Raw genomic sequence first — 18,373 nt, 5'->3', positions numbered from 1 at the left:
CCGGCATCTACAAATCACACCCTGATAATTTTCTGATTGACATCAAGGAATTCGTCAGGCGGTTTTGCCGGTGCGGCAATTCCTTGATTTCACTTGAAGTTTTGGGTGCGGTGCAGCAGCGCGACCCGTCGCTCGGGCGGCGGTCCGGTCAGTCGGCGACATACACTTGCGTGCCCGCCTGCGCGATCGTCTCGGCCATGTCGCCGGGCAGCGGCTTGTCTGTGAAGAGCGCATGGATCTGGCTCAGATGCCCCTGCCGCACGAGTGCCGGGCGGCCGAACTTCGAATGGTCGGTGACGAGGTAGACAGTGCGCGCGTGCTGGATGATCGCCTCGGCGACGCGCACCTCGCGCGTGTCGAAGTCGCGCAGCGTGCCGTCGTTTTCGATCGACGACGTGCCGATGATCGCGTAATCGACCTTGAACTGGCGGATGAAGTCGATCGCGAGCTCGCCGACGACGCCCTTGTCCCACGGCCGCACGATGCCGCCCGTGATCAGCACCTCGCACTCCGGATAGCCGCTCATCATGCTCGCGACGTTCAGGTTGTTCGTGATCACGCGCAAGCCTCGATGCCGGTTCAGCGCGCGCGCGACTTCCTCGGTCGTCGTGCCGAGGTTGATGAAGAGCGAAGCCTGATCCGGGATGTGCGAAGCGGCGAGCGCCGCGATGCGCCGCTTCTCGTCGTGGAACATCCGCTGGCGCGCGGTGTACGACAGGTTCTCCGAGCTCGTCGGCAGGCTCGCGCCGCCGTGGTAGCGGCGCAGCAGGTTCAGATCGGCGAGCCAGTTGACGTCGCGGCGGATCGTCTGCGGCGTCACGTCGAAATGAGCGGCGAGATCGTCGACTGTGACGAAGCCGTCGCGCTGCACCCATTCGAGCAATTCCTGCTGACGTGCGTTCAGGGTGAGGCGGGGGTCTCGTGTCATGTTCGGGGGTTTCGATTCGGCTCGATGGAGCGGGGAACTGGGGACGGCAATCCGCATTGTAAGGGCTGTTCGGGCCGATTCGTCCAGCGTGCGGCATACATGCCCGCGCACCGGCGCGGCATTCGATTTAGACTTGATTCATGCTTCCGGCGCATCAATTCATGTGACAAATAAATTTGTCGGGGCCGCCCATTCGCGTTGGAATGTCTGTTTCGATCCCGTTTACAGTCTACTTGCGATGAATCTTCACTCGAACATGCCCGGCGCGACCTTCTCGTGGCGCAACCCGTATCCGACGACGCGCGTGCCGGTATTCGCGCGCAACGTCGTGTCGACGTCGCATCCGCTCGCCGCGCAGGCGGGGCTCAGGATGCTGTGGAAGGGCGGCAACGCAGTCGATGCGGCGATTGCCGCGGCGGCTGCGATCACCGTCGTCGAGCCGGTGTCGTGCGGCCTCGGCGGCGACGCGTTCGCGCTCGTCTGGGACGGCGCGAAGCTGCACGGCCTGAACGCATCGGGCGTTGCGCCCGCTGCGTGGAGCGTCGACTACTTCCGCCGCCGGCACGGCGAAGCGGGCAACGGCCTCGCGCGGCAGCCGACGCGCGGCTGGGACACGGTGACGGTGCCCGGCGTGATCGCCGGCTGGGAAGCGCTGCATGCGAAATTCGGCTCGCTGCCGTTCGCCGACCTCCTCGAGCCGGCGATCGAGCTCGCGGAGCGCGGGCATGCGGTCGCTGCGATCGTCGCGCACAAGTGGGCGGCCGCCGTGCCCGAGCTGAAGAACCAGCCGGGTTTCGCGGAGACCTTCATGCCGCGCGGCCGCGCGCCCGAGGTGGCCGAGCTGTTGCGGCTGCCGGGCCATGCGAAGACGCTGCGCACGCTCGCGGCCGAAGGCGCGCGCGCTTTCTACGAAGGCGGCATCGCCGAGACGATCGCCGCGTTCTTCCGCGAAGGCGGCGGCGCGCTGAGCGCGGACGACCTGCGCGCGTACCGGCCCGAGTGGGTCGAGCCGATCGGCAAGGACTATCGCGGCTACACGGTGCACGAGATCCCGCCGAACGGGCAGGGGATCGCCGCGCTGATCGCGCTCGGCATCATGGAGCGCTTCGATCTCGCCGACCTGCCGCTCGATTCGGCGGATTCGCAGCACGTGCAGATCGAGGCGATGAAGCTCGCGTTCGCCGACGTCCACCGCTACGTCGCCGATCCGCGCGCGATGGCAGTCACGCCCGCCCAGATGCTCGACGACGCGTATCTCGACGCGCGCGCGAAGCTGATCGACGTCGAGCGCGCGACGCACTTCACGTTCGGGATGCCGCGCGCGGGCGGCACGATCTATCTGTCGGCGGCCGACGAGCGCGGGATGATGGTGAGCTTCATCCAGTCCAACTACATGGGCTTCGGCTCGGGACTCGTCGTGCCGGGCACCGGGATCGCGCTGCAGAACCGCGGCTGCGGATTCTCGATGGACCCGGCGTCGCCGAACGTCGTCGCGGGCGGCAAGCGGCCGTTCCATACGATCATCCCGGCGTTCGTCACGCAGCAGGCGGACGGGCGGCAACAAGCCGTGATGAGCTTCGGCGTGATGGGCGGCGACATGCAGCCGCAGGGCCATCTGCAGACGATCGTGCGGATGCTCGGCTACGGCCAGCAGCCGCAGGCCGCATGCGACGCGCCGCGCTGGAGGGTGAGCCGGTCGTTCACGCTCGATGTCGAGGCGGCGCTCGATGCGTCCGTCGTCGATTCGCTCGCCGCGCGCGGCCATACGATCCAGGCGATCGACGATCCTTACATGGACTTCGGGTCCGGCCAGTTCATCTGGCGGCTCGACCGCAGCGAACCCGACCGCGGCTACGTCGCGGCGAGCGACAGCCGGCGCGACGGTCTCGCGGCGGGTTTCTGACGCGCACGGGATGCGCGCGCCGCGCATGCGTCTTGCGCGCGGCGTTCGTTGCAGGCGAAACGATATCGAAAGGCATTTCAAAAAAGGCTTTCGCTTTCGATATCGCACGCCTTTTCGAATTACGGGTCTAATATTGCGTGATAATCGCCGTGGAACTGCGATTGCCGGTTAAGGTCAGTGCTCGAAGCACGATCAAAAAAGTCCGGCTAAGATGGCCGGACGTGTCGAATAACCGATTTCAACGCGCCGCAACCGGCGGGATCGCGAGCCGCGCGCGGCGCGGCCCGTCCGGACGCGAAGCGGCGTTTGGGAGCGCGAAACATGCTGGCTGATACCTCGCACGAGATGCCCTGGCGCATCGAAGACATCGACCTGACGCGAATCGACCGTCAACGCGCCGCAGCGAACGAAGATCTGTTGCTGCTGCTGTGCGCAGCGTCGTTCATCGAGAGCGGCTCCGATCTTTACACGAGCAACCTGAGCCAATTCTTCGACGACGATCGCGAAGTGTCGGCGTGGCTCAACACCGAATGGGAACACGAGGAGTTGCAGCATGGCCGCGCGCTGAAGGCGTATATCGCGCATGTGTGGCCCGAGTTCGACTGGGATCTCGCATTCGCGAATTTCTTCGACGAGTATTCGAAGACCTGCTCGCTCGAAGCGTTCGAGAAGACGCGGGCGCTCGAGATGGTCGCGCGCTGCGTCGTCGAGACGGGCACGGCGACGCTTTATCGCGCGATCAACGAGTGCTCGGACGAGCCCGTGCTCAAGGAGATCACCGACAACATCCGCACCGACGAAGTCCGCCATTACAAGCACTTCTTCCGCTATTTCAAGAAATACAACGAGGTCGAGGGCAACGGCCGGCTCGCGGTGCTCGGCGCGCTGACGCGGCGCGTGCTCGAGATCAAGAACGAGGACTCCGAGATCGCGCTGCGGCACGTGTTCGCGATCCGCTATCCGGACCGCGCGGGCGATTCCGCGTATTGCCGCGAGCGCACCGCGCGCGTGAACGCGCTCGTGCGGCGCAACCTGTCCGCGGACATGTGCGTGAAGATGCTGCTCAAGCCGCTCGACTTGCCCGCGAAGATCCAGCCGGGCGTCCACTATCCGCTGACGAAGCTCACGCAGCACGTGTTCTTCCGGTAAGCGTCGGCGCCGCGTCGCGCGGTATGCTGCGGGTTTCGTTCGACACGACGCGCAGCAGGAGAACACCGTGACCGATCCGGACCGACGCACCCTCGAACGGACGATGTATGACGTGTGGCCGAGCGCTGCGCTCGCGCTGTTCGACGGCGACGATCTCGCGCACAAGGCGGGCTTCACCGCCGCGCTCGTCGTCGTCGAGCGCGACGTCGATCCGCCGCAGCCGCGCTCGACGCTGCTGAGCGCGGGCGAGCTCTACGCGCCCGATGCGCAGTCGCTGCGCTTCTCGCTATGGCCGCAGTCGCGTGCGGCGCGCGCGCTCGCCGCGCGTCCCGACGCGACGCTCACGTTCGTCGCCGACGACGCGTTCCATCAGGCGCGTTTGCGCATCGATTCATCCGATTCGACCGGCGACGGGCTCGCGCGCTTCATCGCCACGCTCGTCGGCGGCGAAGCGCAGCGAGTCGGCTATGCGCGTCTGACGGCGGGCGTCACGTTCGAGCTTGCCGACGCCGATGCGCGCGCCGTGCTCGCGCGCTGGGCGCGGCAGATCGCGCAGCTCAAGCGCTGAAGGACGCGCAAGGGCGCGCTCGCTCAGAGAGAAGGGGGCGCCGCGCGCCGCCGGGCCGCTTCGATGAGCGGCGCAGCGGCGCGTGACGCTCAATGGCCGCGCTGACCGCTGCGCGACGAACGATTGCGATTCGCATGCGCGCCGCCGCCGTTCGCGTTGCCGTTGCCCGTCGGTCGTCCGCTGCCGCCGCGTGCTTGCTGCGGCTTCGCGGTTTTGGGCTGCACTGCCTTCGATGGCGCAGCCTTCGCTTTTGCGCCGCCGTCGCGACGCGCGGCGGGTTGGCCCGGCGCTTGCCCTTGATTCGCGGCCCGCGGCGCGCGATTGCCGCCGCCGTTGCGGCCGCCGTTGCTCGCGCCGCCGCCGTTTCCGCCGCTATTCCCGCCGCGCTGCGCGCGCCGTTGGATCGGCTCCGGCTTCGTGTTCGGGTCCGGCTCGAAGCCCGAAATCACTTCCTGCGAGATCTCGCGCTTGATGAGCCGCTCGATGTCGCGCAGCAATTGCTTCTCGTCGACGCACACGAGCGACACCGCCTCGCCGTTCGCGCCCGCGCGGCCCGTGCGGCCGATCCGGTGCACGTAGTCTTCGGGCACGTTCGGCAGATCGAAGTTGACGACGTGCGGCAATTGATCGATGTCGATCCCGCGTGCGGCGATGTCGGTCGCGACGAGCACCTGCAGCGTGCTGCTCTTGAACTCGGCGAGGGCGCGTGTGCGCGCCGACTGGCTCTTGTTGCCGTGGATCGCCATCGCGCTGATGCCGTCCTTCGTCAACTGCTCGGCGAGCCGGTTCGCACCGTGCTTCGTGCGCGTGAACACGAGCACCTGGAACCAGTTGTGCTCGCGGATCAGATGCGTGAGCAGCTCGCGCTTGCGGTCGCGGTCGACCGGGTGGATTTTCTGCGCGACCGTCTCGGCCGTCGTGTTGCGGCGTGCGACTTCGATCAGCGCGGGCGAGTCGAGCAGGCTGTCCGCGAGCGACTTGATCTCGTCGGAGAAGGTCGCCGAGAACAGGAGGTTCTGGCGTTTCTCCGGCAGCTTCGCGAGCACGCGCTTGATGTCGTGGATGAAGCCCATGTCGAGCATCCGGTCGGCTTCGTCGAGCACGAGGATGTCGAGGCTCGACACGTCGATCGTCTTTTGTTGCATGTGATCGAGCAGGCGCCCCGGCGTCGCGACGACGATGTCGACGCCGCGCTTCAGCGCATCGATCTGCGGATTGATGCTGACGCCGCCGAACATCACGGTCGAGCGCAGCTTCACGTACTTGCTGTATGCGCGCACGCTTTCCTCGACCTGCGCGGCGAGCTCGCGCGTCGGCGTGAGGATGAGGGCGCGCACCGCGCGCCGCGCGCTGCGGTTTTCCGCATAGAACGTGTGCAGGCGTTGCAGGATCGGCAGCGTGAAGCCTGCCGTCTTGCCGGTGCCCGTCTGCGCGCCGGCGAGAAGATCGCCGCCGCCCAGCACAGCGGGGATGGCCTGGGCCTGGATCGGCGTGGGCTGCGTGTAGCCCAGCTCGGTGACGGCCCGCACGAGTGGTTCGGCGAGGCCGAGAGATGCGAAAGACATAGATACTCTTGATTTATTGGTAAGGCGACGTCCTCGCGCGGCCCGCGCGGGAAACGGACGTCACCGAAAAAGCAAAAGGGCGCGGCCGCGGTTTCCCGCAGCCGCGCCCCGTTCGCGTCAAGTGCCGATTAATCGAGCGGCGCGGAACGCAGGTCGCTCACCTGTTGCGGTGAGACGGGCGATCCGTTGTTGCCCCACGACATCCGGATGTACGTAACGACTGCCGCGACTTCCTGGTTCGACAGCGACTGTGCGAACGGCGGCATTCCATACGGACGCGGATTCTTGGACGTGCTCGGCGGATAGCCGCCGTTCAGCACCATGCGGATCGGGTTCACGGCCGATTCCATCATGATCGAGCGGTTCTGCGCGAGCGGCGGGTACGCAGTCGGCTTGCCTTCGCCATGCGCGCCGTGGCAGGTCGCGCAGTTGTCCGCGTAGATCTTCTTGCCCTGCTCGAGCAGCGCGCTGCCGAACTGCTGCGACGGCTCGTACTGCATGTTCTTTGGCGCTTCTGCCTTCTGCGGGATCGACTTCAGGTAAGTCGACATCGCGCGGGTGTCCTCATCCGTCATGTACTGCAGACTGTTGTGGACGACGTCCGCCATCGGGCCGAACACCGCGCCCTTCTTCGAGACGCCCGCTTGCAGCAGATCGGACAGTTCCTGGACGTGCCACTCGCCGAGGCCGAGTTCCTTGTCGTTCGTGAGCGACGGCGCGTACCAGTTCTGCAGCGGAATCAGGCCGCCCGCGAAGGCCGCCGAACTCACCGGGCCGCCCATCATGTTGATCGACGTGTGACACATGCTGCAGTGGCCGAGGCCTTCGACGAGATACGCGCCGCGGTTCCATTCGACCGACTTCGTCGGATCCGGCTTGTACTCGCCTTCCTTGAAGAACAGCGTGCGCCAGCCGATCAGCAGGTTGCGGTTGTTGAACGGGAAGCGCAGCTCGTGCGGACGGCTCGCCGTGTTGACCGGCGCGACCGAGCGCAGGTACGCGTAGATCGCGTCCGAATCCGCACGCGTGACCTTCGTGTAGCTCGTGAACGGGAAGCCCGGGTAGAGCAGGCTGCCGTCCTTCGAGCGGCCGGTGTGCATCGCGCGGTAGAAGTCGTCCGACGTCCACTTGCCGATCCCGTATTGATCGTCCGGCGTGATGTTCGGCGTGTACATCGTGCCGAACGGCGTCGCCATCGGCAGGCCGCCCGCGAACGACTTGCCGCCGCGCACCGTGTGGCACGCGATACAGTCGCCGACGCGCGCGAGGTATTCGCCCTTCTTGATGAGCGCGGCCTGGTCGGCGGGCGTCGCGGCAACGGCGGCGTTGCCGTGCAGCGTGTCGTTGCCCGGCCACAGGACGGGCACGAGGGCCGCTGCCGCGACGATCGCGACAGCCGAGAGTGCAAACAGGGACTTGCGTTTCATTTAGTCTGTCTCCCTTGCCTTATTGCGGTTCGCTGCCGCAGGCGAGCGGAGTCTTCATCGAGCGGGCCGGGGCCGGCACGGGGTTGGCGGGCGCCGGTTGCGCGGCGAGCCACGCGGTCACGGCGGTCACGTCCTCGTCGGACAGTTTGCTCGCGACTTCGTGCATGCAGTCGGGCGCCTTCGCATGACGCGTGCCCGAACGCCACGCGCCGATCTGCGCGCTCAGATAATCGCTATGCAGGCCGACGAGACCCGGGATCGCGGGCTGCATGCCGGTCAGCGTGGCGCCGTGGCACGCGACGCACGCGGGCAGCTTGCGCGCCGGATCGCCGTGCAGCGCGAGCTGCTTGCCGCGCTCGACGACGGCGGCGGGCACGGTCGGCTTCGTCGGCGCCGGGTACGGCGGACGCTGCTCGGAGAAGTGCTGCGCGATCTCGTGCAGGTAGTCGTCGTTCAGGTACGTGAGCAGATAGTTCATCGGCGGGTACTTGCGGCGACCGTCGCGGAAGTTCACGAGCTGGTTGTACAGGTATTCGGCTGGCTTGCCTGCCAGACGCGGAAAATAGTCGTTGTCGGTGCCCTGCCCGTGCGTGCCGTGACAGGCCGTGCAGCCGCGCACGCGCTCAGCCATCGTGTCGGGCGCCTTCAGGGGCGCCTTCGCGGCAGCCGGCTCGGTGGGCTTGGTCTGCGCGTGCGCAGTGCTCAGAAGGCTCGCTGCGCTCATCAACACAACGGCGAGCAGCGGACGGAAAAGGCGTCGAGAAGACACACGGGACTCCATTGTTATTCGTCGGGGACCTGACCGGGCTCCGATCGGCTCGGCGTGACGGCAAGAACTAACGAGGGCAGACAGCCGGGCTGCTGCGACGCGGCATTCTATCATCGATGGGTAATGGCGGCTATTTGACGCGGAGGGCACGGTTCCAAGCCGTGGTCGGGTTGCGACAATTTGACGCGCGGATGATGGTTCAAACGTCGGACAAGCAGCGCAGCCGACGGCGAAGCCCGTACACTTCGGGGGCGCGGCGTCAGGGCGGTCCGCCGCGCCGCCCCGATTTCCTTACTTCCATGCGAGTCGATGAAGTCCTCTTTTTCCTGTTTGCCTGAAAACAACAGTCGATCCTTCCGTTTATCCGGCGTGCGTGGCGCAGGCGGTGCGCGATGAAGATCGACAGTCTCTGGTTCGGCCAGGCGGCGCTCGCCGCGCTCGGCGACGTCGCGTTCGCGGTCGCCGTCGGCTCCGCGCTGATCGGCGCGTGGCTCGCGAACGACGGCGCGAAGAGCGTCATCGCGCCGTCGCATCCCGCCTGGCGGCAATCGCTGCGCTCGCTTGCCGTCGCGGCGGCCGTGCTCGTCCTCGCCGACGTCGGCTGGCTCGTCTACGAGGCCGCGTCGATGAGCGGCGCGGGCCTGCGCGGCGCATTCGGCGCGATGCCGGCCGTGCTCGCGCAGACGCACGTCGGGCATGCGTGGAGCGTCGCGTGCGGCGGCGCGCTGCTGCTGCTCGCGGTTGCGCTCGCACGGCCGAGCGGCCCTGCCTCGGGCGCGCTTCTCGCGCTCGCGACGCTCGTCGTCGCGGCGGGCAAGGCGTCGCTCGGCCATGCTGCCGATTCGGGCGCGTTCTCGGCCGCGGTCGGTGTGCAGACGGTGCACGTCGCCGCGACGGCCGCGTGGGGCGGGCTCGTGATCGCGGGCGGGATGGCCGTGCTGCCGGCGCTCGGCTCGTCGATCGCGCGCGGCGCGATGATCCGCATCGCGCAGCGGCTATCGAGCGCGTCGATCGCCGCGCTCGCGTTTGTGGTCGTCACGGGCGCGCTCAACACGATCCGCGGCACGGGCGGCAATTTCGCGGCGCTCGACGGCAGCACGTGGGGACGCATATTGCTGCTGAAGCTCGCGCTCGTCACGCTCGCGCTGGTGCTTGCGGCGCTCAACCGCTTCTCGGCGCTGCCCCGGCTGCGCCGCACCGCGTCGACCGAGGACGCGCATACGTTCCGCAACGTGCTGCATCTCGAAGCGCTCGCGATGATCGGCGTGTTCGTCGCGGCGGCGGTGCTGTCGTTTACCGCGCCGATCGCGGCGGGCTGACGCGCGAGGGTTGCGCGCGGCGGCTGGCGGGCCCGGGTATGGACCGGGCGGGCCGTCGCGCGGGCGGCGGCCGATCGTTCGGGGCGGCAGGGCGCGCGGCGCGCGTGACGTCGTGATGCCGTCATGCGTGGCGTCATGCCGATGCTGGCCGAGCGTAGCGACGAACGGCGGCGTGCCGGCTGCGTCGCGGCCGCTCAGCCGGGATTGTCGGCGCGCACTCGCGCGCGTGCCGCCGCGCGGCGCTTCGGGCGGCCCGCCTGCAGGCGGCGCGCGTTGCGAATCGCACGTGCTTTTCTCCCGTTTTCTTCCGAGCCGGTTGCTCGTTTCGCCCGCCGCGCCGGCGCGTTCCCGATATCGGGCGGCGGGTGCGCGGCCCGCCGCCCGCAAGGCTCACCACTCGGCGACGCTGCCGTCCGCGTGCCGCCACACCGGATTGCGCCAGCGGTGCCCGATCTTCGCCATCTCGCGCACCTTCTCCTCGTCGACGTCGATGCCGAGCCCCGGCCCCTGCGGGATCGAGACGAAGCCGTCCGCGTAGCGGAACACCTCCGGATTGCGCAGATAGTCGAGCAGGTCGCTGCCCTGGTTGTAGTGGATCCCGAGGCTCTGCTCCTGGATGAACGCGTTGTAGCTGACCGCGTCGAGCTGCAGGCACGCGGCGAGTGCGATCGGCCCGAGCGGGCAGTGCAGCGCGAGCGCGACGTCGTAGCTCTCCGCGAGCGTCGCGATCTTCCGGCATTCGGTGATCCCGCCCGCGTGCGACGCGTCCGGCTGCACGATGTCGACGTAGCCGCCTTCGAGCACGTGCTTGAAGTCCCAGCGCGAGTAGAGCCGCTCGCCGAGCGCGATCGGCGTGCTCGTCTGGTTCGCGATGTCGCGCAGCGCCTCGGCGTTCTCCGACAGCACCGGCTCTTCGATGAACATCAACCTGTACGGATCGAGCTCCTTTGCGAGCACCTTCGCCATCGGTTTGTGCACGCGGCCGTGGAAGTCGACGCCGATCCCGACGTGCGGCCCGACCGCTTCGCGCACCGCCGCGACGTTCGCGATCACCTTTTCGACCTTGTCGAACGTGTCGATGATCTGCAACTCCTCCGAGCCGTTCATCTTCACCGCCTGGAAGCCGCGCTCGACGACCGCGCGCGCGTTGTTCGCAACGTCGCTCGGACGGTCGCCGCCGATCCACGAATAGACCTTGATCCGGTCGCGCACCGGGCCGCCGAGGAGCGCGTGGACGGGCGCGCCGTGGTGCTTGCCCTTGATGTCCCAGAGCGCCTGGTCGATGCCCGCGATCGCGCTCATCGTGATCGGCCCGCCGCGATAGAAGCCCGCGCGGTACATCACTTGCCAGTGGTCTTCGATGCGAAGCGGGTCCTGGCCGACGAGGTAGTCGGCGAGTTCGTGCACGGCCGCTTCGACCGTGTGCGCGCGGCCCTCGACGATCGGCTCGCCCCAGCCGACGATGCCCGCGTCGGTCTCGATCTTCAGGAACAGCCATCGAGGCGGAACGACGAAGGTTTCGAGGCGGGTGATTTTCATTGCGGGTGTCTCCTGTCGTCTGCATGAATCATGCATGAATCGTACAGCGGCGCAGCGCGAAAGTAGTATCGATCGCGCCGTTGCGCACATAGTGAGCGCCGCTGCCGGGTTCGCGCCGTCCGCGGCGGCGGACGCGTGGCCGGATCGAGCCGCGCGTTCGGCACGGATGTCGGCGGGCGAGTCGGGTCGAAAGCGATTTCTTGCTTCGCTCGCTCGACATTCGAGGGACGCCGCCCGGCGGTTGCGGTCCGCCCGGCCGAGCGTTACCGTACGCCACCGGCCGGGCATGCGAACGCGGCGTCGCCGCGTCGCCGAGCCGGACATGATCGAAGGAGGCGACGATGCTCTACACCGGCAGCTGCCATTGCGGCAGAGTCAGGTTCGAGGTGGAAGGGGAGATCGACGGCGCCTGTGCGTGCAACTGCTCGATGTGCATGCGCAAGGGCTCGCTGCTGTGGTTCGTGCCGCGCGACGCGTTCCGCTTGAAAACGCCCGACGGCGACATCGCGACCTATCTGTTCAACAAGCACACGATCCGGCATCGGTTCTGTCCGACCTGCGGGATCCATCCGTTCGCGGAGGGCACGGATCCGAAGGGCAACGCGATGGCGGCCGTCAACATCCGCTGCCTGGACGGCATCGATCTCGACGCGGTGCCGGTCCGGCATTTCGACGGACGCGCGCTCTGAGCGCGCATGCCTGATTCGGGATCGCGCAGCGCGCGAGGTCTGCACGGCGCGCGCTTCGCGCCCGTTCCGACGCCGTCCGGCTCAGCGCGGCTGCTGCCGGACGATGCGCTTCAATACCCAGTGAATCGACGAACCGTCGGCGGGCGGATTCGACACTTCGTACTCGGCGATCTCGAACTGGTATTCGTAGTCCGGGCGGTAGTCGAAGCCTTCGGTGCCGCTGTACCGGAGCTGCCATGGCACGTTCGGGCTCGTGCGCACCTGCAGGCAGTCCATCGGCGCGACGCCGACGCAGCGCGCCGTCTGCGCGGCGACGTAGACGGTCTTCGTCGCGGCTTGCGGTGCGGCCGGCTGCGTGGCCGGCGCGTTCGCCGCGGTGCTCGTCTCGCAGCCGGAGAGGCCGGCCGTAACGGCGAACGCGACGGCCGCGAGGGCGTGGCGGATCTTACTGAACATGGGAATCCGCGTCGATGAAACCGCGATTGGACCGGGACTTGCCGGGCGGGTTCGCCGCGCGCGGGCGCGCCGTTTCGCGATTCCCGAACGGTCGCGTCGAAGTGTGACGTCGAAGCGCGACGGTCGCGCGGCCTCGGCCTCGGCCTCAACTTCGATTGCGCCGCCGCGCCGTAGCACCGCGGAACCGCGCCGAGATCCGGTCGAAGCGTGATCGAAGCCGACTCGCCGGCGCCCCGGGCGCGCGCCGATTCCCGCCGTGAAGCCGATGTGAGCGCAGCGCAGCGCGCTGACATCGTCGCGTCACGCATCTCGGCATAAGGTGTCGGCGCCGGCGTGCGCGGCCGAGCTTCGATGCCGGCTGCCGCGCCGCCGCGCCGCCGCGCGCGGCGAATGCCGGTCGCTTTCATTCCTTTCCCACGACTTTCCCACGATCGAACGAAATCATGTCGAACAAGCCAGCTCCTGACGTGCCGCCGACCGAGCAGCCTTCCGCCGTCTCTCGCCGCGGCTTCCTCAAGTTCGCCGGCGTGTCCGGACTCGCGACCGCCGCGAGCGGCCTCGCCGCCGCGCGGGCGGCGGCTGCCGTGCCGGACGGCACGCCCGAGCAGATTCATCTGACGTGGGGCGACGCGGACGCGAACGAGGTCGTCGTGTCGTGGGCGACGCTCGCGGCCGCGGCGAACCCGCGCGTGCGCTTCGCGGGCCCGAACGAAGCGTGGCGGACCGCGCACGGCGTGCAGCGCACGTACACCGACGGCCTGAACGGCGAAGTCGTGTTCACGTATCACGCGCGGCTGCGCGGACTCAAGCCGGGCTCCGTCTATCGCTACGAAGTCACGGCCGACAACGACAGCAACGCGGCGAAGCCGTTCGCCGCCCGCTTCGACGCGGCGCCGCGGGGCCGCGCGCCGTTTCGCTGGACGAGCTACGGCGACCTCGCGACGCCGAACACGGGCTGGGTGCTGTCGTCGCCGCAGAGCCGCTTCGCGGTGCAGGCGGTCGAGCGCTTCCAGCCGCTCTTTCATCTGCTGAACGGCGATCTCTGCTACGCGAACCTGAATCCCGCGCACCAGACCGACGTGTGGCGCGACTTCGGCAACAACAACCAGACGTCCGCTGCGAATCGGCCGTGGATGCCGTGCCCCGGCAATCACGAGATCGAATTTCACAACGGCCCGCAAGGGCTCGACTCGTATCTCGCGCGCTACACGCTGCCGGAGAACGGCACGCGCTTCCCCGGCCGCTGGTACAGCTTCCACGTCGGCGCGGTGCTGTTCGTGTCGCTCGACGCGGACGACGTCGTCTATCAGGACGCGGCCGCGTTCGTCGCGGGCCCGAATCCGCTCGTGCCGGCGGCGAGCACCGGCAGCGAGCCGATTCCCCCCGGCACGTCGTTCTACGTGCGCGGCTACAGCCGCGGCGAGCAGACACGCTGGCTCGAAGAGACGCTGCGCCGCGCGTCGCACGATCGCGACATCGACTGGATCGTCGTGCAGATGCACCAGGACGCGCTCAGCTCGTCGAAGACGGGCAACGGCTCGGACAAGGGCATCCGCGAAGCGTGGCTGCCGCTCTTCGACCGCTACGGCGTCGACCTCGTGCTGTGCGGCCACGACCACGACTACGAGCGGAGCTTCCCGGTGCGCGGCTGCAACCATCGCACGGGCGTCGACTCGGCGACGGGCGAGGTCGTCGATACGATGCAGCCGCGTCCCGTCGTCACGTCGGAGCCGACCGACGGCACGTTCGACACGTCGCACGGCACGATCCACATGATTCTCGGCGGCGGCGGCACGAGCGCGCCGCTCGACGTATACGGCGAGAATCCGGCGACGGGCCTGCCGCAGGCGCGCGTGTTCACGAAGCCGAACCGGCCGGTGCCGGGCACGGCGCCGAACACGTTCGTGCGGCACGGCGCGGATGCGGTCGAGGATGCGATCTGGTCCGCGCGGCGCGATACGGGCACGGGCTACGGGATCGCGGTGTTCGACTACGATCCGGGCGAGCACGGCGGCCATACGTCGATCACCGTGAACTACTATCACGCACCGGGCGCCGATCAGACGCCGACCGCCGAGTACGCGCTGTTCGAGACGATCGTGCTCAGCAAGGCGCGCCGCGCGTAAGCGGCGACGCGGGCGAAGCGAGCGGGGCGGCGGCGTGCGCCGTCTTGCATGCGGCGCCTGCATCGTGATCGAGCGCGCCCGCGCGCTCGATCGAGTCGGTCTTGCGCCGGATCGGCAGCGTGATCGTAAACGTCGTGCCGCGGCCGACGCGGCCCTCGACGTCGATGCGCCAGCCGTGGTGCTCGACGATGCCGTGCGAGATCGACAGCCCGAGCCCCGTGCCCCGGCCGATCGGCTTCGTCGTGAAGAACGGATCGAAGATCCTGCCGATCACGTCGTCGGGAATGCCGACGCCCGTGTCGGCGATCGAGATCGACACGGAGTCGGCATCGTGCGTCGTGTGAATCGTGATCGTGCCGCGCGCCTCGATCGATTGCGCGGCGTTGACGAGCAGGTTCACGAACACCTGGCTCAGTTGCGCGGCGTTGCATTCGACGAGCGGCAGGCCGCCGTATTCGCGCACGACCTCCGCCTTGTACTTCAGCGCGTTGTGGACGACGTTCAGCGTGCGCTCGAGCCACGCGTGCAGATCGGCGAACGCCCATTCCTCTCCGCTCGGCCGCGAGAAGTCGCGCAGGTCGCAGACGATGCGCCGCACGCGCATCGCGTCGTCGATCGATTCGTCGATGAGCGCCATGATGTCGCCGCGCACGTAGTCGAGGTCGACGTCGCGCGACACCGCGGCGAGCGGCGCGCGCGTCGGCGGCGAGCGTGCTCGTCAGCGCTTCCTGCACGGCGATCACGTCGAGCAGGCCCCGGACCCAGCTCTTCAGCGTATCGAGATTCGCGTTGACGAAGCCGATCGGATTGTTGATCTCGTGCGCGACGCCCGCGGCGAGCTGGCCGATCGACGCGCGCTTTTCCGACTGCAACAGCTGCACGTGCGTTTCCTCGGGCTGGTGAATCAGCCGGCGCTGCTTGTCCTTCTCGTGTTCGAGGCGCGCCTGCGCGGCCTTGCGTTCGTCGATCTCCTGCTCCATCTTCCTGCGCGTGCGCTGCAGCACGTGTGTCGTGTTCGTATTGCCGCAGCGCGCCTTCGAGCTCGCTCGTGCGCTTCCTGACGCGCTCTTCGAGCGCGTCGGTCATTCCGCGCAGAAACGCGGTGCGCGCGCCGAAGCGCGACGCGACGAGCGTCGCGCTCAGGATCGTCGCCGTGAAGAGCGCGATCGTCGCGCTGAGCCACGCGCCGCTGATGCCGTTTCTCGCCATGCAGACCGCATTCGCGTAAAAATGCGCGGCTGCCATCCCGGTGTAATGCATGCCGGTGATCGCGATGCCCGTCCCGCCCGCCGCGGCGATCCGCTCCGCGATCACATGCGGCTGGTTTTCGTCGCACGGGCGGTGCGCGATCCAGAGCGCGGTCGTCGATGCGCCGATCGCTATCGCGATCGACGCGACGAAGAGCGTTCGGTCGTATTCGATCGCCGGACGCATTTGCAGCGCGTTCATGCCGGTATAGTGCATCGCGGCGATGCCGAGTCCCATCAGCACGCCGCTCACCGCGAGGCGCTCGCGCGTGAGCGCGCCGCGCGTCACCGCGTTCAGCGCGAAGTACGAGACGACCATCGCGATCGCAAGCGACAGGAACGTGAGCCGGAACTCGCAGCCGAGCGGAATCGGCAGCGAGAACGCGAGCATGCCGACGAAGTGCATCGCACAGATGCCCGTGCTCATCGCGGCCGCGCCGCCCGCGAGCCATGCGAGCCGCATCCGCGGCTTGTCGAGGGGCGAGATGAGCGCGCTCGGATCGAGCGCCGTGTAGGACGCGAGCGACAGCAAGACGAGCGGGAAGTCGAAGGTTCCGTGCATGAACGTCGGCTCGTCGCGTCGCGCGCGACGGTGAGGGCGGCGCGCGTCAGCGCCCGCGCCCGGAGGCCGCCGGGGCTTCGATCTTCGGCGGCGGCGTCTGGATCAGGACCGTGAACGGCGTGGCTTCCTGCGCTTTATAACACCGCACGAGCGCGACCTGATGCGGACACGACGCTGCCATTCGTCGTCAGCTGCACGCCGCGGCTCGTGCGCAGATCGTCGGCGAGCCGCATGCCTTCCAGCAACTGGCCGCCTGTGATTTGCGCATACGGCGTGTTGCAGCCGAGCGTCGCCGGATCCTTCGCGAGCGCGGCGAAACGATCGACGACTTGCGGGTCGTAGCGCATGCCGGCCTGCGACTTGATGAGCGCAATCGCCTGTTCGGACTGCATGCGTTGGTTGACGACGCCGCCGCGCTGCAGCCCTTCGTAGTCGCGCGCGACCGCGAGGATGCGCGCGCCGAGCGGAATGTCGTCGCCCGCGACGCCGTCCGGCGCGCCGCGGCCGTTGAAGCGCTCGTACTGGTGGCGAATGATGTGCGCGACCTGATTGAGCTGCGCGACGGGCGTGAGCACCAGCTGCGCGCGCAGCGGATGCTGATGGAACTGCCGGCTTTCTTCCGCGCTCATCCGGTCGATCGATTTGTGCAGCAGCTCGTCCGGCAGCGACAGCTTGCCGATCCCGTGCAGCAGGCCGGCGAAATGGAAATCCTGCGCCGATCCTGCACCTGCAGCGCGCTCATGTCGAGCGCGAGCTGCTTCGCGAGCTCGCCGATACGCCGCGATTCGCCGCCCTTCACGCCGCAGCGCAGCTCGATCATGTTCGCGCCGACCTGGATCATCGTCATGAAATTGCGCTTCAGGTCGCGCTGCGCGTCTTCGAGGAACAGCACGGTCTGCTGGATTTTCGCGGTGCGCGCGTGCACCTGCGCTTCGAGCGCGGTGCTGAGCGCGACGAGCTCCTCGTTTTGCTTCTACGTGAGCGCGAAGAGGCGCGCGGTCTCCTGGCGCAGCAGCCGCTGCTCGAGCGCCTGCTTGACCGCGAGCAGCAGGTCGTGGTCGTCCCACGGCTTGTTCAGGTAACGGTACACGCCGTCCTCGTTGATCGCGCTCACGACCGCGTCGATTTCCGAGTAGCCCGTCAGCACGATGCGCATCGCATCCGGATAGAGCGTCTGCGCGCGAGCGAGACATTCGGCGCCCGTCGTGCCCGGCATCCGTATATCGGAGATGATGAGATCGACTTCGCCGGCTGCGAGCACGTCGAGCGCGGCCGCGCCGCTCTCGACCGTGACGACCTGATAGCGCGCCGTGCGCAGCAGACGCTTGAGCGCCGACAGGATGCTCGGCTCGTCGTCGACGATCAGGATCGCGGGCGCGGCCGGCGCATTGCAGGATGCACCGGCGAACGCGTGCGACGCATCCGGCGCGATGGACGTTATCGATTCCTCGGATCCGGTATTCACGAAGCCTCCGCTTCATTTTTTTCATATTGGATTCCTTGCGATATCGGCGCTCAGCCATTCGTTTTTGAGCGAAAAAGCGGGGCGTTAGCGTATCTACCTAGATAGCGCAAGCGGTGCCGCGGCCGGCGTTACGCGCGTTCGGTGCGCGTGCCTCGAAAGAATCGTCGCGAATGTTTCCGAGCGTGTATCGGCGATCGCGCGATGTCGATGCGAATGCCGCAAGCGAGGCCCGCGTGCGCCGCCGCTCGCGCGACGAGCGAACCGACGCGTCGACGCGCTAATAACAATGATTGGATTCGATCGGGTTTACAGCGCCGTGTAAAAGATGCGCGTATCGGCGCCGCCGCTTTCCATCGCAAGAAAATTTTGCCCGATGGGCGCGCGCATATCGCGTCGATAACGAACGCAAAGAGCACGCACACGATGTTTGCGCGCACGTTGCACAGGCCGCGCGGCCTATTGTCTTACCTCCCGTTACACAAGCGACACCATCGTTTCACCTCGATTGCGACGTGCCTCCTAGAATGGATTGGACGGGTTGCGCCGCATCCGAGTCCATGGCCGGTGTGCTCGCGGCGAAGGCATCGAACGCATCGAACGCTTCGCCGCCCCCGGCCCGCAGCACCGCAGCCCGGTTCGTCGATCCGTTGATGAATTTCAA

The 18,373-nt window shown here is 67.7% G+C and carries 12 protein-coding genes and 3 pseudogenes; 6 read left to right on the top strand and 9 right to left on the bottom strand.

All coding sequences use genetic code 11. The features are described 5' to 3' along the window. Positions 1-148: 148 nt before the first annotated feature. Entirely contained in the window at positions 149-928 is a 780-nt protein-coding gene (locus WS70_RS15535) for a DeoR/GlpR family DNA-binding transcription regulator (protein WP_059469083.1), read from the bottom strand. A gap of 238 nt (positions 929-1,166) precedes the next feature. On the opposite strand from WS70_RS15535, the gene WS70_RS15530 reads away from it, so the two are divergent. The 3 genes from WS70_RS15530 (at position 1,167) to WS70_RS15520 (ending at position 4,548) form a co-directional block, all read left to right on the top strand. Beyond that, complete coding sequence (locus WS70_RS15530; protein ID WP_082722339.1) at positions 1,167-2,831, top strand: gamma-glutamyltransferase family protein; 1,665 nt, start codon at positions 1,167-1,169, stop codon at positions 2,829-2,831. Between the two features lie 321 nt (positions 2,832-3,152). After that, positions 3,153-3,980, top strand: a complete 828-nt coding sequence (locus WS70_RS15525) for a ferritin-like domain-containing protein (RefSeq protein ID WP_059469082.1) — start codon at positions 3,153-3,155, stop codon at positions 3,978-3,980. A gap of 67 nt (positions 3,981-4,047) precedes the next feature. After that, the gene (locus WS70_RS15520; RefSeq protein ID WP_059597750.1) at positions 4,048-4,548 is read left to right on the top strand and encodes a hypothetical protein; all 501 of its coding nucleotides are present in this window, start codon (positions 4,048-4,050) and stop codon (positions 4,546-4,548) included. 89 nt (positions 4,549-4,637) lie between these two features. On the opposite strand, the gene WS70_RS15515 is transcribed toward WS70_RS15520, so the two are convergent. The 3 genes from WS70_RS15515 to WS70_RS15505 all read right to left on the bottom strand — a co-directional run bounded on the left by WS70_RS15515 (position 4,638) and on the right by WS70_RS15505 (position 8,321). Then, positions 4,638-6,113 (bottom strand): DEAD/DEAH box helicase, encoded by a 1,476-nt coding sequence (locus WS70_RS15515; RefSeq protein ID WP_059597749.1) that lies wholly within the window; start codon positions 6,111-6,113, stop codon positions 4,638-4,640. A 128-nt stretch (positions 6,114-6,241) separates the two neighbouring features. Next, positions 6,242-7,540, bottom strand: a complete 1,299-nt coding sequence (locus tag WS70_RS15510; RefSeq protein WP_059469079.1) for a c-type cytochrome — start codon at positions 7,538-7,540, stop codon at positions 6,242-6,244. Between the two features lie 19 nt (positions 7,541-7,559). Further along, positions 7,560-8,321, bottom strand: coding sequence for a c-type cytochrome (locus WS70_RS15505; protein WP_059597748.1), 762 nt, complete (start codon positions 8,319-8,321; stop codon positions 7,560-7,562). A gap of 380 nt (positions 8,322-8,701) precedes the next feature. Between WS70_RS15505 and WS70_RS15495 the strand changes: the two genes are divergently transcribed. Then, positions 8,702-9,628, top strand: coding sequence for a CopD family protein (locus WS70_RS15495; RefSeq protein WP_059469077.1), 927 nt, complete (start codon positions 8,702-8,704; stop codon positions 9,626-9,628). A 390-nt stretch (positions 9,629-10,018) separates the two neighbouring features. Here the strand turns inward: WS70_RS15495 and dgoD are convergent, their stop codons facing one another. Continuing rightward, entirely contained in the window at positions 10,019-11,167 is a 1,149-nt protein-coding gene (dgoD, locus tag WS70_RS15490) for a galactonate dehydratase (protein ID WP_059469076.1), read from the bottom strand. Positions 11,168-11,508: 341 nt separating this feature from the next. Here dgoD and WS70_RS15485 point away from each other — a divergent pair, with 341 nt between their 5' ends. Beyond that, positions 11,509-11,856: a GFA family protein gene (locus WS70_RS15485; RefSeq protein ID WP_059469075.1), complete on the top strand. Its 348-nt coding sequence runs from the start codon at positions 11,509-11,511 to the stop codon at positions 11,854-11,856. A gap of 84 nt (positions 11,857-11,940) precedes the next feature. On the opposite strand, the pseudogene WS70_RS15480 reads toward WS70_RS15485, so the two are convergent. Beyond that, a pseudogene (locus WS70_RS15480) lies at positions 11,941-12,312 on the bottom strand (DUF4377 domain-containing protein); the annotation flags it as partial. Between the two features lie 443 nt (positions 12,313-12,755). Between WS70_RS15480 and WS70_RS15475 the strand changes: the two are divergent. Beyond that, positions 12,756-14,438 (top strand): purple acid phosphatase family protein, encoded by a 1,683-nt coding sequence (locus tag WS70_RS15475; protein WP_059469073.1) that lies wholly within the window; start codon positions 12,756-12,758, stop codon positions 14,436-14,438. On the opposite strand, the pseudogene WS70_RS15470 reads toward WS70_RS15475, so the two are convergent. The 3 genes and pseudogenes from WS70_RS15470 to WS70_RS31595 form a co-directional block, all read right to left on the bottom strand. Next, a pseudogene (locus tag WS70_RS15470) lies at positions 14,416-16,247 on the bottom strand (histidine kinase). The gene WS70_RS15475 and the pseudogene WS70_RS15470 sit on opposite strands and share 23 nt — an antisense overlap. Positions 16,248-16,293: 46 nt before the next feature. After that, positions 16,294-17,712: pseudogene (nosR, locus tag WS70_RS15465) on the bottom strand (response regulator c-di-GMP phosphodiesterase, NosR family). Between the two features lie 496 nt (positions 17,713-18,208). Continuing rightward, a complete protein-coding gene (locus WS70_RS31595) occupies positions 18,209-18,373 on the bottom strand; it encodes a hypothetical protein (protein WP_156437897.1) in 165 nt (54 codons plus the stop codon).

This window comes from Burkholderia mayonis (assembly GCF_001523745.2).
GTDB lineage: Bacteria > Pseudomonadota > Gammaproteobacteria > Burkholderiales > Burkholderiaceae > Burkholderia > Burkholderia mayonis.
This window is presented reverse-complemented; position numbering and strand designations above follow the sequence as displayed.